General features: G+C 35.2%; 12 protein-coding genes. All 12 read left to right on the top strand.

What is annotated here, in order from left to right:
* Positions 1–135: 135 nt before the first annotated feature.
* The 12 genes from FC86_RS02705 (at position 136) to FC86_RS02650 (ending at position 15,790) form a co-directional block, all read left to right on the top strand.
* Positions 136–1,968 carry an APC family permease gene (locus FC86_RS02705; RefSeq protein WP_056974471.1) on the top strand — a complete coding sequence of 611 codons (1,833 nt, stop codon included), beginning with the start codon at positions 136–138 and terminating at the stop codon, positions 1,966–1,968.
* 81 nt (positions 1,969–2,049) lie between these two features.
* Entirely contained in the window at positions 2,050–4,626 is a 2,577-nt protein-coding gene (gene mutS / locus FC86_RS02700) for a DNA mismatch repair protein MutS (RefSeq protein WP_056974470.1), read from the top strand.
* A 20-nt stretch (positions 4,627–4,646) separates the two neighbouring features.
* The gene (mutL, locus tag FC86_RS02695) at positions 4,647–6,533 is read left to right on the top strand and encodes a DNA mismatch repair endonuclease MutL (RefSeq protein WP_056974469.1); all 1,887 of its coding nucleotides are present in this window, start codon (positions 4,647–4,649) and stop codon (positions 6,531–6,533) included.
* 2 nt (positions 6,534–6,535) lie between these two features.
* Positions 6,536–7,138 (top strand): Holliday junction branch migration protein RuvA, encoded by a 603-nt coding sequence (ruvA, locus tag FC86_RS02690; protein ID WP_056974468.1) that lies wholly within the window; start codon positions 6,536–6,538, stop codon positions 7,136–7,138.
* Between the two features lie 14 nt (positions 7,139–7,152).
* Positions 7,153–8,154 carry a Holliday junction branch migration DNA helicase RuvB gene (ruvB, locus tag FC86_RS02685; RefSeq protein ID WP_056974467.1) on the top strand — a complete coding sequence of 334 codons (1,002 nt, stop codon included), beginning with the start codon at positions 7,153–7,155 and terminating at the stop codon, positions 8,152–8,154.
* 1 nt (position 8,155) lies between these two features.
* A complete protein-coding gene (gene queA / locus FC86_RS02680) occupies positions 8,156–9,187 on the top strand; it encodes a tRNA preQ1(34) S-adenosylmethionine ribosyltransferase-isomerase QueA (RefSeq protein WP_056974466.1) in 1,032 nt (343 codons plus the stop codon).
* Positions 9,188–9,216: 29 nt separating this feature from the next.
* Positions 9,217–10,353 (top strand): tRNA guanosine(34) transglycosylase Tgt, encoded by a 1,137-nt coding sequence (gene tgt / locus FC86_RS02675; protein ID WP_056974465.1) that lies wholly within the window; start codon positions 9,217–9,219, stop codon positions 10,351–10,353.
* 27 nt (positions 10,354–10,380) lie between these two features.
* The gene (gene yajC, locus FC86_RS02670; protein ID WP_056974464.1) at positions 10,381–10,728 is read left to right on the top strand and encodes a preprotein translocase subunit YajC; all 348 of its coding nucleotides are present in this window, start codon (positions 10,381–10,383) and stop codon (positions 10,726–10,728) included.
* 100 nt (positions 10,729–10,828) lie between these two features.
* Positions 10,829–12,277 (top strand): glucose-6-phosphate dehydrogenase, encoded by a 1,449-nt coding sequence (gene zwf / locus FC86_RS02665; protein ID WP_056974463.1) that lies wholly within the window; start codon positions 10,829–10,831, stop codon positions 12,275–12,277.
* A 50-nt stretch (positions 12,278–12,327) separates the two neighbouring features.
* Complete coding sequence (gene dinB, locus FC86_RS02660) at positions 12,328–13,455, top strand: DNA polymerase IV (protein WP_156403329.1); 1,128 nt, start codon at positions 12,328–12,330, stop codon at positions 13,453–13,455.
* A gap of 35 nt (positions 13,456–13,490) precedes the next feature.
* The gene (locus tag FC86_RS02655) at positions 13,491–14,447 is read left to right on the top strand and encodes a DHH family phosphoesterase (protein ID WP_056974461.1); all 957 of its coding nucleotides are present in this window, start codon (positions 13,491–13,493) and stop codon (positions 14,445–14,447) included.
* A 2-nt stretch (positions 14,448–14,449) separates the two neighbouring features.
* A complete protein-coding gene (locus tag FC86_RS02650) occupies positions 14,450–15,790 on the top strand; it encodes a DEAD/DEAH box helicase (RefSeq protein ID WP_056974460.1) in 1,341 nt (446 codons plus the stop codon).
* Positions 15,791–16,002: the final 212 nt, after the last annotated feature.

The following is a 16,002-nucleotide window of genomic DNA, read 5'->3' as shown; positions in this document are numbered from 1 at the left end:
GTAGGCTTTTTTGTGTGGCACAATAACGCTGTTATAAACGTTAATTTTTTTATAAGATTATGGTAGATTTTATTTGTTAAATAGCGTAATATTTGTGAAGTTATTGAAAAATTTCATTATGTGGAGGTGCCCGTGATGGGACAATTTAAACGTTTGATTTTAGGTAAGCCTTTAAAATCAAATGAAGATGGCGATCAAAAGTTAACAAGATTAAAAGCGTTGGCAATGTTGAGTTCTGATGCTTTGTCTAGTGTGGCTTATGGTACAGAAGAAATTGTGATGGTATTGATAACGCTTTCAACAGCCGCAATCTGGTATTCGCTACCAATTGCCTTTTTTGTTTTAGTGCTACTACTTTCTTTAACGATTTCTTATCGTCAAATTATTCGTGCTTATCCTGATGGAGGTGGTGCGTATAAGGTATCCAGTGATAACTTAGGGAAATCATCAGGGCTAGTTTCTGGTGGAGCTTTACTGATTGATTACATTTTGACTGTGGCTGTAAGTGTTTCGGCTGGTTCTGAAGCGATTACATCAGCTATCCCAGCTTTATATGGTCATCAGGTAGTCATTGCTATAACTATTATTGTTATTTTGACAGTGATGAATTTACGTGGTTTAAGTGAATCTGCTAGTTTCTTAATGATTCCCGTTTACCTATTTATAGGATCAATTATTATTATGATAGGTGTTGGCCTATTTAGGATACTAGCGGGTCAAATTCCATTTCATGCGGCATCTCCGGTTGGTGGTGTTGTTCCAGGGATTACAGCAGCACTAATATTTAAGGCGTTTTCAAGTGGTTCGTCTTCACTAACAGGTGTAGAAGCTATTTCAAATGCTGTGCCATTTTTCAAAAAACCGCGTGCTAAAAATGCTGCAGCAACCTTGACTATTATGGCAGTTATTCTAGGTATTTTCTTTGCAGGAATTACTTTCTTAAATTACTGGTATGGTATTGTTCCAGAAGAAAAAGTGACAGTTTTATCACAGGTTGCTGCTAAGACGTTTGGCGGAGAAAATATTTTTTATTATATCGTGCAGTTTGCGACAGCCTTTATTCTAGCAGTTGCGGCGAATACCGGATTTTCAGCATTTCCAGTACTGTCATCAAACTTAGCCAAAGATAAATTTTTACCACACAACTATATGGATCGCGGTGATCGTTTAGCTTATTCAAATGGTATTTTAACATTAGCCATTGGGTCTATTGTCTTAATTACATTGTTCGGTGGTGTAACTTCAAAACTAATTCCATTGTATGCTGCTGGTGTATTTATACCATTCACATTGTCACAAACAGGAATGATTGTGAAGTGGTATAGAGAAAAACCAAAAAAATGGTTAGCAAAGGCCTTTGCTAATTTTGTCGGTGCTTTGATTTCATTTGTTATTTTAGTTATTTTAATCGTATTTCGTTTAGGTGAAATTTGGCCACTGTTTGTGATCATGCCATTCTTAGTATGGTTCTTTTATAAAATTAGACATCACTATGAGAATGTAGCAGAACAATTACGATTAGAACAAGAAGGCGCTAAGTATCATCATTATGATGGTTCAACGGTAATTGTCTTGGTTTCTAATGTAACTCAGGTAACTAAGGGTGCTATTGCATATGCACAATCAATTGGCGATTATGTAATTGCTATGCATGTGTCAATGGATGAAAATCCTGAAAAAGAACGTGAAACACAAGAACAGTTCAAAAAAGACTTTCCAAATATTCGATTTGTAGATGTTCATTCTTCTTACCGTTCAGTTATTAAACCTGTTGTCAGATTTACTGGTGTGATATCTAAGAATGCTCAACATCGTAATTTCTCAACAACTGTGTTAATTCCACAGTTTGTACCAAACAAGCAGTGGCAATTTGCACTGCATAATCAAACAGCGTTGAGATTGAGACAGGCATTTAGTAAGCATGAAAATATTATTGTTTCAACTTACAGCTACCATCTTAAAAAATAAATAATCTATTAAATAAGGGACATAAATTGTTCCTTATTTTTTGTTATAATTAAAGTGAATATAAAAAAGGAAACGATAACTATGGCAAAATCACAAACTCCAATGATGAAACAATATTATGAAATTAAAGAAAAGTATGCTGATGCGTTTTTATTTTATCGTGTAGGTGACTTTTACGAACTTTTTGAAGAAGATGCGGTTTTAGGCGCAAAATTATTAGAATTGACGTTGACATACCGTAACAAGAATACTGAAAATAAAATACCAATGGCAGGAATGCCTCACCATGCTATTCGAAATTATATCGATAGTTTAGTTGACAAGGGTTACAAAGTGGCGATTTGTGATCAAGTTGAAGATCCAAAAGATGCGCAGGGAATGGTTAAACGTGAAGTAGTTCAGTTGATAACACCTGGGACTATGATGGATGAAAAACCGGAACAAGCCACTCAAAATAATTACTTAACTTCTGTTATTTTTGGAAAAGAGGAGTATGGATTAAGTTATTCTGATTTAGCAACAGGTGAAGTTCAAACCACACACTTTAATTCGTTTGAAGAAGTATTTAATGAGTTATTATCACTTCAAACAAAAGAAGTAATCTGGCTGGGTGAGTTAAATCAAAATCAACAATCAGTTCTGAAAAAAGCCAATATATTGGTGTCATCTCCGGTAACTGAAGCACAAGGTGAAAGCGAACAAGAATTTGTAGTTCAGCGAATAACCAATCAAAGCGAATTAACGGCAACAAGACAACTTATTCAATATATTGTTGCAACGCAAAAACGCCAACTAGCGCACTTACAAATTGCAAAAAGCTATGAGGCAAAGTCTTATTTGCAAATGAGCCATGTGGTTAAACAAAATTTAGAAATTATACAATCTAGCAAAACTCACAAAAAAATGGGCTCATTATATTGGTTGATGGATAAAACTAAAACTGCTATGGGAAGTCGATTACTTAAGCAATGGCTAGAACGGCCGTTAGTTTTGGAAAAAGATGTCTTGTACCGTCAGAATATGGTTCAGGCATTACTGGACGACTTTTTTACTAGAGAAGAGATTAGTGATGCCTTGAAGAACGTTTACGATTTAGAGCGTTTAACGGGCCGTGTGGCTTTTGGTAACATTAATGGTCGTCAAATGCGCCAATTAGGACAGTCATTAAGCCAAGTTCCTAAAATCATTCAACTATTAGATAGTTCAGACGATGAAATTTTACAAAATTATGCAGATGATATTGTTGATTTATCTGACTTAGGCCAAAAAATAATGACGGCAATCGTTGATGATCCTCCCATTGCAATTACAGAAGGGAGTCTAATTAAAGAAGGATATGATAAACAATTAGATGACTACTATCACGCTATGCACAATGGCACTAAATGGTTAGCTGATTTAGAAAGAAAAGAAAAAGAAGCAACTGGCATACCGAGTTTGAAAATTGGTTATAATAAAGTGTTTGGGTACTACTTAGAAGTAACGAATACCCATAAAGACAAGGTCCCAGAGCGTTATGAACGTAAACAGACATTGTCGAATGCCGAACGTTATCTAACGCCTGAACTTAAAGAAATGCAAACATTAATTTTACAAGCGCAAACTAATTCTGTAGATTATCAATACCAATTATTTGTGACTTTACGAGATGAAGTTAAAAATCATATTGAACTATTACAGCAATTATCTCACAGTATTTCAGCTTTAGATGTCTTAACGAGTTTTAGTATTTTGGCAGAAGATAAACGGTTAGTTAGACCAGAATTGACAAATAATCAGGTTATTGATGTACAGGACGGGCGTCACCCGGTTGTAGAGGCTGTCTTAGAAAATGATCAGTACATTCCTAATAATATCGAAATGGGTGAAGATATTAATATTTTCTTAATAACAGGGCCTAATATGTCAGGTAAGAGCACATATATGCGACAACTGGCATTGATTGCAATTATGAATCAGGTAGGGTCGTTTGTACCAGCTTCATCGGCTAAATTACCAATTTTTGATAAAGTTTTCACACGAATCGGTGCTGCAGATGATTTAATTTCAGGTCAATCGACTTTTATGGTCGAAATGAACGAAGCAAATCAAGCACTAAAAAATGCTACTGCAAAATCATTAATTTTATTTGACGAAATTGGAAGAGGAACTGCTACTTATGATGGTATGTCTCTTGCCGGCGCAATTATTAAATACCTACATCAAAAAGTTGGTGCTAAGACGCTATTTGCGACTCACTATCACGAGCTAACAAGTTTAGAACAGCAACTACCACACTTAAAAAATGTTCATGTTGGAGCTAGTGAAAAAGATGGGAAGTTGATATTCTTGCATAAAATTATTGCGGGCCCAGCTGACCAATCGTATGGGATACACGTTGCTAAGTTAGCAGGACTACCTGAAGAAGTAATCAATCAGGCTAATGAAATGTTACTAGAATTCGAAAACCAAGATGATCATCAGAATATTCAAATAAATGACAATCAACTCGATTTGTTTACACCAGAAGCGGTTGTTGATAAAACGCAAACCGATGTTTTGACTAATGTTGATAGTGATATTATTGATGAAATTAAATCTATTAGCTTGATGAATAAAACACCTTTTGAGTTAATGAATTTGATTAATGATTGGCAACAACGATTAATTAAAGATTAACAAAAGTAAGGAGGTGCAAGATGACACAAATTAGAGAACTATCTCAAAGATTAAGTGATCAAATTGCTGCGGGTGAGGTTATTGAGCGACCAAGCTCAGTTATTAAAGAACTAGTTGAAAATGCAATTGATGCAAAAGCAACAGAAATAGATATTACGTTTTCAGAAGGTGGTTTAAAGCAAATCGTTGTCTCAGATAATGGATTGGGTATTGCTGCAGATGATTTATCACTAGCATTTAAACGTCATGCTACTAGTAAAATAACGACGACAGACGATTTATTTAATATTTTAACTTTGGGATTTCGTGGTGAAGCTTTATCAAGTATTGCCGCTGTTTCAAAAGTTGAAATAGTAACTAATACTGGTGAAACTAAAGGAATCAAAGCTAAAGTGCAAGAAGGAATGATTAAGTCTCAAGAACCGGCTGCTGCCAAAAGAGGAACACAAGTTATTGTTAGTGATTTGTTCTTTAACACACCCGCGCGTCTCAAATATTTAAAATCGCAAAAAACAGAAATTGCTAAAATGATTGATGTCGTTAACCAACTCGCTTTGAGTTATCCCGATTTATCATTTCGATTGTTTAATGGTTCAAAAAGACTGAGTCAAACAACGGGTGATGGCGACTTGAAAAAGAATATTGCCAATATATATGGTCGTCAAATTTCACAAAAGATGATTCCGTTTTCATCAGAAAACATGGACTTTGAAATCTCAGGTTACTTATCATTACCCGAAATGACACGATCGAACCGTAATTATATTTCAATATTATTAAATGGTCGATTCATCAAAAACTACCAACTATCTAGAAGTATAATCAGTGGTTATGGGAGTAAATTAATGGTAGGTAGATTTCCTGTCGTGGTATTGAATATCAAAATGGATGCTAATCTAGTTGATGTGAACGTACATCCGACAAAACAAGAAGTTCGTCTTTCAAAAGAGGCTCAATTAAAAGAGCTAATTGAGCAAACCTTTAAGCAAACTCTTGCAAAGAATAACTTGGTTCAAGATGGACTAGATAATTTAGTTCAACCAGCTAAATATCAACCGACTTATCAGCAAACAGACTTGACCTTGTCTAAGAGCAAACCGCGTCAGTTCAATTATCCAAATGGGCAAAAATATTACCAAATTGAGGAAGATATTCAATCTTTTGAAATCAATCAAAGTGATAAAATTAAATTATCGCCAACGTGGAATGAAAATGTGAAAGCACAAGTACAAACACGTCCTTTTGAAGAAGAAAATCAGCAGTTGGAAGAAGTACAAAAACCAAAAACATCATCATTTCCCGATTTATATTTTGTAGGACAAGTACAGTTAACCTATTTAATCGCGCAAAGTGATGATGGGATGTATCTAGTTGACCAACACGCTGCCCAAGAGCGTTTGAACTATGAAAAATATCGTGAAACAATTGCTGAAGTTTCAAATGACCAACAAACGTTTTTGACACCAATGACAATTGAGTTATCTAATTCAGATTACTTAAAGATTCAAAATTATTTAGAAGAATTGCAAACGTTGGGGATTGAATTGCGACCATTTGGGGGAAATACTTTTATTATTAACTCGCACCCAACATGGATGGTTGAAAATCAAGAAAGCTTGATTCAAGAAATGGTTGATGCAATTCAAGATAATCCAAAACTAACCTTAAAACAATTCAGAGAAAAAACAGCGATTATGATGAGTTGTAAAAATGCGATTAAAGCCAATCACTACATCAAACCATCAGAAGCACAATCCTTGCTTGATCAGCTTTCCCAAGCTAAAAACCCGTATAATTGTCCCCACGGTCGACCTGTGCTCATCCATTTCAGTCAAACCGATATTGAAAAAATGTTTCGTCGCATTCAACAAAGCCATCAACGTGATGATGGCGAAATAGGAGAATAACAATGTATGAATATTTAAAGGGAACAATCGTCTCAATTAAGCCCGATTATATCGTGCTGGAAAATAATGGGATGGGTTATCTTGTTTTAACGCCCTATCCCTATCACTACAAGCAAGAAGAGTCTGCTCAGGTTTTTATTGAACAGATTGTGAGAGAAAGTGAACTCACACTTTACGGGTTTAAGAGTCTAGAAGACAAGCAGCTGTTTAATCTATTAAATCGTGTTAGTGGCATAGGTCCTCGCAGTGCTTTAGCAATTATGGCAAGTGAAGATGTTAGTGGCCTTGCTGAAGCTGTTGATTCTGGAGATATTAAATACTTAATGAAGTTTCCTGGGATTGGTAAAAAAACTGCTTCACAAATTGTACTTGATTTACAAGGCAAAATGGCAATCTATCAAGATGATTTATTTACAATTTCAGATAAATCAGATAGTCAACTTACTTCAGATTCAAAAGAATTTGATGAAAGTTTGCAAGCATTACAAGCGCTGGGTTATACCAAACGTGAAATTGATAAAATTAGTCCAAAATTAAAACAAGCTCAATTGAATAAAGTTGATGAATATGTCAAGGAAGGACTTAAACTACTACTAAAAAAATAGAAAGGAGCTAAGTTGTGAGTGATCGAGTAATTAATCAAGAAGCGAGCCAAGATGATAAAAATATTGAACTTTCTTTAAGACCGCAGTACTTAAATCAATACATTGGTCAACATAAAGTTAAAGATGAGTTATCGATTTATATTCAAGCCGCAAAGAAAAGGCAAGAATCATTAGATCATGTTTTACTTTATGGACCGCCAGGATTAGGGAAAACGACTTTAGCCTTTGTGATTGCCAACGAGTTGGATGTCAAATTACGCAGTACAACGGGACCTGCTATTGAAAAAGCAGGAGACTTGGTAGCTTTGCTAACTGAACTTAATCCAGGAGACGTCTTATTTATTGATGAGATTCATCGACTTCCTAAAACAGTTGAAGAAGTTTTGTATTCAGCTATGGAAGATTTCTATATTGATATCATTATTGGTCAAGGTGAGGGAACACATCCAGTTCATATTCCATTACCACCTTTTACACTGATTGGTGCAACAACTAGAGCAGGGCAATTATCGGCTCCATTAAGAGACCGTTTTGGAATTATAGAGCATATGAATTATTATGAAGAAGAAGACTTACAGCATATTATTGAGCGTTCCTCTTTAGTTTTTAATTCTAAAATTAGTGAAGAAGCTGCCCATGAATTATCAAAACGTTCAAGAGGAACCCCTCGTATTAGTAACCGATTGTTGAAGCGAGTTCGTGATTTTGCTGAAGTTAAAGAAGAAGTTCAAATAAGTTTAACAACTACTCAACAGGCTCTACAACAGCTAGAAGTAGATGAAGCTGGACTTGATCAAGTTGACCGTAAGTTGTTAATGATGATGATTGAAACCTATCAGGGTGGTCCTGTCGGCATCAAAACACTAGCAGCTAATATCGGTGAAGATCAAGAAACCGTTGAAACTATTTACGAACCTTATTTACTACAAAAAGAATTTATTAAAAGAACACCTAGAGGACGTTCGGTTACCGCCAAGGCCTACACGCATTTAGGTATTAAATTAACGGAGAGATAATATGCAATCAATAGATGAATTTGATTATGAATTGCCAGAAGAACTTATTGCGCAAACCCCACTTGATCAAAGAGATCATTCTCGACTATTAACTTTGAATCATCAAACGGGTGAGTTGAATGACCGTCATTTTTATGACTTAATTGATGAATTGCAAGCAGGCGATGTTTTGGTGATGAATAATTCACGAGTTTTACCTGCGCGATTATATGGTCAAAAAGCTAAAACCCATGGTCATGTTGAATTATTATTGCTAGCACAAGAGCAAGGTGATAATTGGGAAGTTTTAATCAAACCAGCACGTAAAATTCATGTGGGTGATGAACTAGAATTTGGTGATGGTCAGTTGACCGCAGTAGTTAACAAAAGACGTGAGGAAGGTAAATTTCAAATCGAGTTTTCGTACGAAGGAATCTTTTTAGAAGTACTTGAACAGCTTGGTCAAATGCCATTGCCGCCTTATATCAAAGAACACTTGGAAGATAATGACCGCTACCAAACTGTCTATGCTAAGGAAAATGGTTCAGCAGCAGCACCGACAGCAGGGCTGCATTTCACTCCTGATTTATTAGCTAGGATTGAACAAAAAGGCATTCAGTTAGCTTATGTGACGTTACATGTTGGACTGGGCACTTTTAGACCGGTTGTCTTTAGTGATATTGATGAACATAAAATGCATCGTGAGTTCTATCAATTAGATGACGACAATGCTAGGCTGATTGGTCAGGCTAAAGTAGAAGGTAGGCGCGTTATCGCTGTTGGTACAACGACCATTCGGACACTTGAGACAATTGCCAGTCGCTTTGATGGAGAGGTAAAAGCTGATAGTGGTTGGACTGATATTTTTATCAAACCAGGTTATGAGTTTAAAGCCGTCGATGCTTTTGTTACTAATTTTCACTTACCAAAATCTACTTTGGTGATGCTTGTGGCGAGCTTTACGGGTAGAGATAATATTTTGAATGCTTATCACCATGCTGTAATAGAACGTTATCGTTTTTTCAGTTTTGGGGATGCAATGTTTATTTATTAATTTAAAAATAGAATAGGAATAAAATATTAATGGCAGCAATTGAATATAAATTATTACATGTTGATAAACAAACGGGCGCACGTTTAGGTGAAGTCAAAACACCTCATGGGACTTTTCAAACACCTATTTTTATGCCTGTTGGAACACAGGCTACTGTTAAGACAATGTCACCAGAAGACTTAGAAAAAGTCGGAGCTCAGATTATTTTGGCAAATAATTATCACTTATGGTTGAGACCAGGGGAAGAAATTGTAAAAGAAGCTGGTGGTTTGCATAAATTTATGAACTGGAACCACCCTATTTTAACTGACTCTGGTGGCTTTCAAGCTTTTTCATTAACAGAACACGTCAAGTTTAATGAAGAAGGTATTTCATTTAAGAGCCATCTATCAGGGGAACCTCTTTTTTTGTCGCCTGAAAAGGCAATTCAAGTTGAAAACGACCTAGGTGCAGATATTATCATGAGTTTAGATATGTTAACAGACTTTCATAATGACTATGCTGAAATGCAAAAGGCAGTTAATCGAACCACTCGCTGGGCAGAACGCGGACTGAAAGCACATAAAAATCCAGATACTCAAGCACTATTTGGTATTGTTCAAGGTGGAGGTTATGAAGATTTACGTAAACAAAGCGCTCGCGATTTAGTTAGTTTAGATTTCCCAGGATATTCTATTGGTGGATTGAGTGTCGGTGAAACTAAAGAAGAAATGAACCAAGTATTAGACTACACTGTTCCAGAACTACCCGAGAACAAACCACGTTATTTGATGGGCGTTGGGACACCAGATGCTCTGATTGATGGTGTTATTCGTGGAATTGATATGTTCGACTGTGTTTTGCCAACCCGAATTGCACGTAATGGAACTGTTATGACGTCAGAAGGTCGCTTGGTTATTAAAAATGCAGCGTATGCTCGTGATTTTGGGCCACTTGACAAAAATTGTGATTGTTATACTTGTCGTAACTACTCAAGAGCTTATATTCGCCATTTATTGAAAGCCAAAGAATCTTTTGGAATTCACCTAACTAGTTATCATAACCTTTATTTTCTGTTAGACTTAATGAAGCAGGTTCGTGAAGCTATAAAAAATGATCGATTAGCTGATTTTAGGGCTGAATTTTTTGAAAGTTACGGTTATAATAGTAAACATATGAACTTTTAGTAAGAAAAATTAGATGAGGTGTATTTTATGGATTATAGCATTATTATTTTGATAGTAATTGCGGTTGGATTTTACTTCTTTATGGTTCGTCCAGCACAAAAGCAACAAAAAGAACGTCAAGAAAAAATGTCAGCAATGAAAAAAGGTGACAACATTATCACAATCGGTGGACTTCACGGTGTTATTGAAAGTGTTAATGAAGATGAAAAGACGATTACAATTGATGCTGATAACTTGTTTTTAACTTTTGAACGTACTGCCATTCGCCAAGTTACTCCAGGTGAAACAGTTCAACCAGAAAACGAAACTGAAGAGACAAAAGAATTGGAAACAAAAGAAGAAACAACTAAGAAAGAACAAGAAAAAGAAGATTAGTCGTTTATGAAACACCTAAGGGTGTTTTTTCTTTTTAAAACAGTTACAATACTGTAAGAAACGAATTTATCTTATAAACTTCGATGAGGGAGTGAAAGCTATGAAAAAAAACTTACCCGTTTTATTTGTGATTTTTGGTGGTTCTGGAGATTTAGCCCATCGCAAACTATATCCAGCACTATTTAATTTATTTCGAAAGGGTGCGCTTCAAGATAATTTTGCGGTTGTTGGGACTGCAAGACGTCCGTGGAGTGACGATTATTTTCAAGAGACTGTTCAACAAGCTATTATCGAAAATGTCAAAGATGTTGAAGATAAACTGGTGACAGAATTTAGTCAGCACTTTTTCTACCAATCACATGATGTGACTGATGAAAGTCACTATATTGAATTGAATAATAAAATTTCACAATTAGAAACACAATTTAATACTCAAGGAAATCGTACGTTTTACTTGGCAATGTCACCTCAATTTTTCGGCACTATCTCACAACACTTGAGAGCACAAAAATTAGTGACTGATACAGGCTATAATCGTTTAGTAGTTGAAAAACCATTTGGCCACGATCTTGAAAGTGCAAAAGTATTGAACCAACAAATTGGCGATTCATTTGACGAAAAAGATGTTTATCGCATTGATCATTATCTGGGCAAACAAATGATTCAAAATATTATGTATTTGAGATTAACTAATCCGCTATTTGATTCAGTTTGGGATAGTAATCACATTAAAAATGTTCAAATTACTTTAGCTGAAAGTCTAGGTGTTGAAAATCGTGGTGGGTACTATGAAACAGCAGGTGCTTTGAGAGATATGGTGCAAAATCATATTTTTCAAATTGCATCACAAGTTGCAATGAAAAAGCCTAAATCCCTAACTTCAGCTGATATTCATCAAGCTAAACAAGATGTATTAAATAGTATTCAAATGTATGATTCAGACGAAGTAAACCGTTTCTTTGTACGAGGTCAATATGACGGGAATCATAGCGAAAATAGTTATCGTAAAGAAGAACAAGTGTCACCCGATTCAACGGTTGAAACTTTTGTTTCAGGTAAGCTCTTATTTAAAGAAGGTCCTTTGAAAAATGTGCCATTTTATATCCGTACAGGTAAAAAATTAGCACAAAAAACAACTCGCGTTGATTTAGTCTTAAAATCATCACATGATTTATTTGAAGAAAATCAAGATAACGTTATTTCGATTGAAATAGACCCGGAAAATAAATTGACGGTGACATTGAATGGCAAGCAATTATCTCAAACAGATTTATCGAGTCTGCAAATGAAATTTGCTTACACTCAAGATGAAGTCGCTCAAATACCAGATGCTTATGAAAAATTATTCTATGATTTCTTAATTGGTGATAGAACAAACTTTGTACATTGGCATGAAGTGAAAACAACTTGGGATTTTATTGATCGTATTGAAAAAACTTGGCAAGAAGACTCACGACAACCTTTTGCTTATCAAAATGGTTCAATGGGACCAAAAGAGGTTTCACAAATTTTTGAAGGTACAAAAGATAGTTGGATATTTAAAGGTTAAAACTGACTTTTTTAAGTCAGTTTTTTTGTCTGATATGAGGAATAACAATTGTGGCACTACAAGATTGGTTACCTAAAAATAAAACAGATCGAAAAATTATTCATCTTGATATGGATGCATTCTATGCCTCTGTTGAAGAATTGAAAAATCCATCATTAAAACAAAAAGCTTTGGTTGTTGCTCATGATCCCCGCAAAAATAATGGCCATGGTGTTGTGACAACCAGTAATTATAATGCTAGAAGGTATGGTGTTTTTTCAGCAATGCCTGCTACTAAAGCAATTGAAAAAATACCTCAAAATGAGTTGGTATTTGTAAATCCGGATTTTAAAGTGTATCGAAAAGTTTCGAGTCAGATTCATCGAATTTTTCAAGAAGTGACAGATTTAGTTGAAACAGTTGCACTCGATGAAGCTTACCTAGATGTTACACAAAATAAATTAGGTCACAACAAAACAACAATTGAATTAGCTAGCTATTTACAAAAGAGAATTCTAAATGAAACGGGACTAACTTGTTCAGTTGGTATTTCATATAATAAGTTTTTGGCCAAGTTAGGTTCTGAGTACGCTAAACCATTTGGACGAACAATTATTTTACCTGAGATGGCTAATATATTTTTGAAAGACTATCCTATTGAAAAATTTCCTGGTGTTGGCAAGAAAACATTAAGTAGATTGCACGATTATAGCATTTACACGCACGATGACTTAGTGTCAGTTAATATTCATGAATTTTTGCGCCATTTCAAACGTGCGGGGTATGATTTGTTACAAAAAGCTTTTGGTATTGACTTGAGACCTGTTAAAGCAAACCACTTACGCAAGTCATACGGCAAAGAGTCGACTTTTTTAGAACCAATTCATACTAAAACCAAAGCTAAAAGAATGTTAAAATTGTATTGTGATGAAATTGAAAATCAATTAAATTTAGAAAATTTGAAAGCTCAAACAGTTGTTTTTAAAATTCGAGATGTAGACTTTAATACATCTACTAGAAGACAAACGTTGATACAAGCTAATAATCAAAGTAATGAATTTTACCAAATAGCATGTCAGCTATTAGATGATTTTGAGTCAGAATTAAATATTGGTGTTAGATTATTAGGAGTATCGGTTACTAATATTTTAGACTCTGAAATTGAATCAATATCATTACCATTATTTCAAACACAATAAATAAATTTTAAAACACGATAGCTAAGGAGAAAAATATGCAAAAAACAACTCAAATATTAAGCTTAATTGAAAAATATGAGACAATTATTGTTCACCGTCATGAAAATCCAGACCCAGATGCTTTGGGATCCCAAGGTGGATTAGTGGCAGCAATTAAAGCAGGATTCCCAGATAAAAAAGTATTAAAAGCAGGTGGAGAAGTTGGGAATTTGGATTGGTTTTCAACAATGGATAATGTCAGTGAATCAGACTACGAAGATGCACTAGTCATTATTGTAGATACAGCCAACAGACCAAGAATTAGCGGGGAATACTATGACTTGGGATCTGCATTAGTTAAGATTGATCATCATCCTAATGACGATATCTACGGTGATATTGATGATGTCGATACTAATGCTTCTAGCTGTTCTGAAATGATTACTGAATTTATTCTTGCATCTAATGGCAAACTAGTGTTGAATCAAGAGGTTGCTAGATTATTGTATGGGGGACTTGTGGGGGACACAGGACGTTTCTTATTTAATAACACAACACCACATACTTTTGAGATGGCGCAAGCTCTAATCAAAACAGGTATTGATCACAGTAAAATTTCACGAACACTTTCAGAGGTAACATTCAAGCAAGCTAAATTGCAAAACTTTGCCCTGGAACTACTGACAATTGATGAAGTAGGCATGGGATCAATAACAATTACAAAAGAGCTTATGACAAAATTAGACATTACTTTCCAACAAGCTAAAGCAGCTGTTTCAACACCAGGACGTTTGAAAGAAATCAAAGCTTGGGTAACTTTTATTGAGCAAGAAGATGGTGAGTTTCGTGTTCATTTGCGCTCGAAAGGAACAATTATCAATGAAATTGCTAAAAGATATGCTGGTGGAGGCCATCCGTTAGCTTCTGGGGCCATTGCCAAAGATGAAGCTGAAATGAAACAAATCGAAATAGAATTGCACGATGCAATTGAAAAATATAGTAACGAGGACTAAAAATGACAAGTATTTTCGAAAATGAATATTTAACTGATGCGGTTAAAAAAGGATTAGTTGAAATAGGATTTACAAAACCAACGCCAGTTCAAACTCGCGTTATTCCAAAACTTTTAAAACGTCAAAGTGCTGTAGTTCAAGCACAAACGGGTTCAGGAAAAACACATGCTTTCTTGGTACCATTAGTTAATAATCTAGATTTAGAATTAAAACATTTACAAGCCGTTGTAACAGCACCAAGTCGAGAACTTGCACAGCAAATTTATAACAACCTAGAACAATTATTGACAGCTTCAGAATTGCCAGTTAAAGCACAGCTTTTAGTTGGGGGTTCAGATCGTCAAAAACAAATCAAAAAGACTGAAAATCAACCGCAAATTGTTGTTGGAACACCAGGTCGTATTTTAGACTTTACAGAAAAGAAAATTTTGAATCTTGAACACGTTGAGACTTTTGTGATTGATGAAGCCGATATGACGCTTGATTTAGGTTTCTTGGATGACGTTGATAAAATGGCCTCAAGATTGCCGTTGAAATTATCAATGAGTGTTTTTTCAGCAACTATTCCAGGCAAACTGAAGCCATTTTTAACTAAATATATGGGACATCCTGATTACATTACAATTGATAATCCCGAAATAATCTCACCAACGATTCAAAATGACTTGATTGAAATTGATGGGAAGAATCCTAACGGGACAATTTATCAGCTATTAACAATGGGTCAACCCTACTTAGCTTTAATTTTTGCTAATACCAAAACACGCGTTGACGAAATTCATCAATATCTGAGTTCACAAGGACTTCAAGTCGCTAAAATTCACGGTGGTATCACAACCCGTGAAAGAAAACGTGTGATGCGTCAAGTTCAAAATCTTGAATACCAATATGTTGTTGCTACTGACTTAGCAGCTCGTGGAATTGATATTGAAGGTGTTAGTCATGTCATTAATGCTGAATTACCTAAAGACCTAGAATTCTTTATTCATCGTGTTGGTCGTACAGGTCGTAATCAAATGTCAGGAACAGCTATCACTTTGATTGAAAACCGCCAATTAAATTTGATTTCAGAACTTGAAAAAATGGGTATTAAATTTACACCTAAGAAAATTGAAAAAGATCAGTTAATTGATGCAGCGAGTCGTCATCGCCGTAATGATCGTCAATCCAAACAGGAAAAATTAGATCCAAGAATTCGTGGATTTGTTAAAAAAGCCAAGGCCAAGAAAAAACCTGGATACAAGAAGAAAATCCGTAACGAAATTGAAAATGATGCAAGACAAAAGAGAAAGCTAGAAACTCGTCGTCAAAAACGACAAACTCGTCGCGATCGTAAAAAATGAAAATTGACATCAAAATGACTTCACACTATAATTAAGAAGTCAAAGGACATGCATTGTGAATGAAGACTTAATAGAGAGAGCTAGCTGGTGGAAATGCTTAAGTCTCGTCACAGTGTGCTACCGATGAACTCATTTTAATAGCAATAACAAAGAGGTTAACAAACACTGTTGCAATCAAGGTGGTACCGCGCTTTTTAGCGTCCTTGAAATTG

It is taken from the genome of Holzapfeliella floricola DSM 23037 = JCM 16512 (assembly GCF_001436605.1).
In the GTDB taxonomy this organism is placed as follows: domain Bacteria; phylum Bacillota; class Bacilli; order Lactobacillales; family Lactobacillaceae; genus Holzapfeliella; species Holzapfeliella floricola.
The sequence above is the reverse complement of the archived record's forward strand: the minus strand, read 5'-3'. Positions and strand labels throughout refer to the sequence as shown.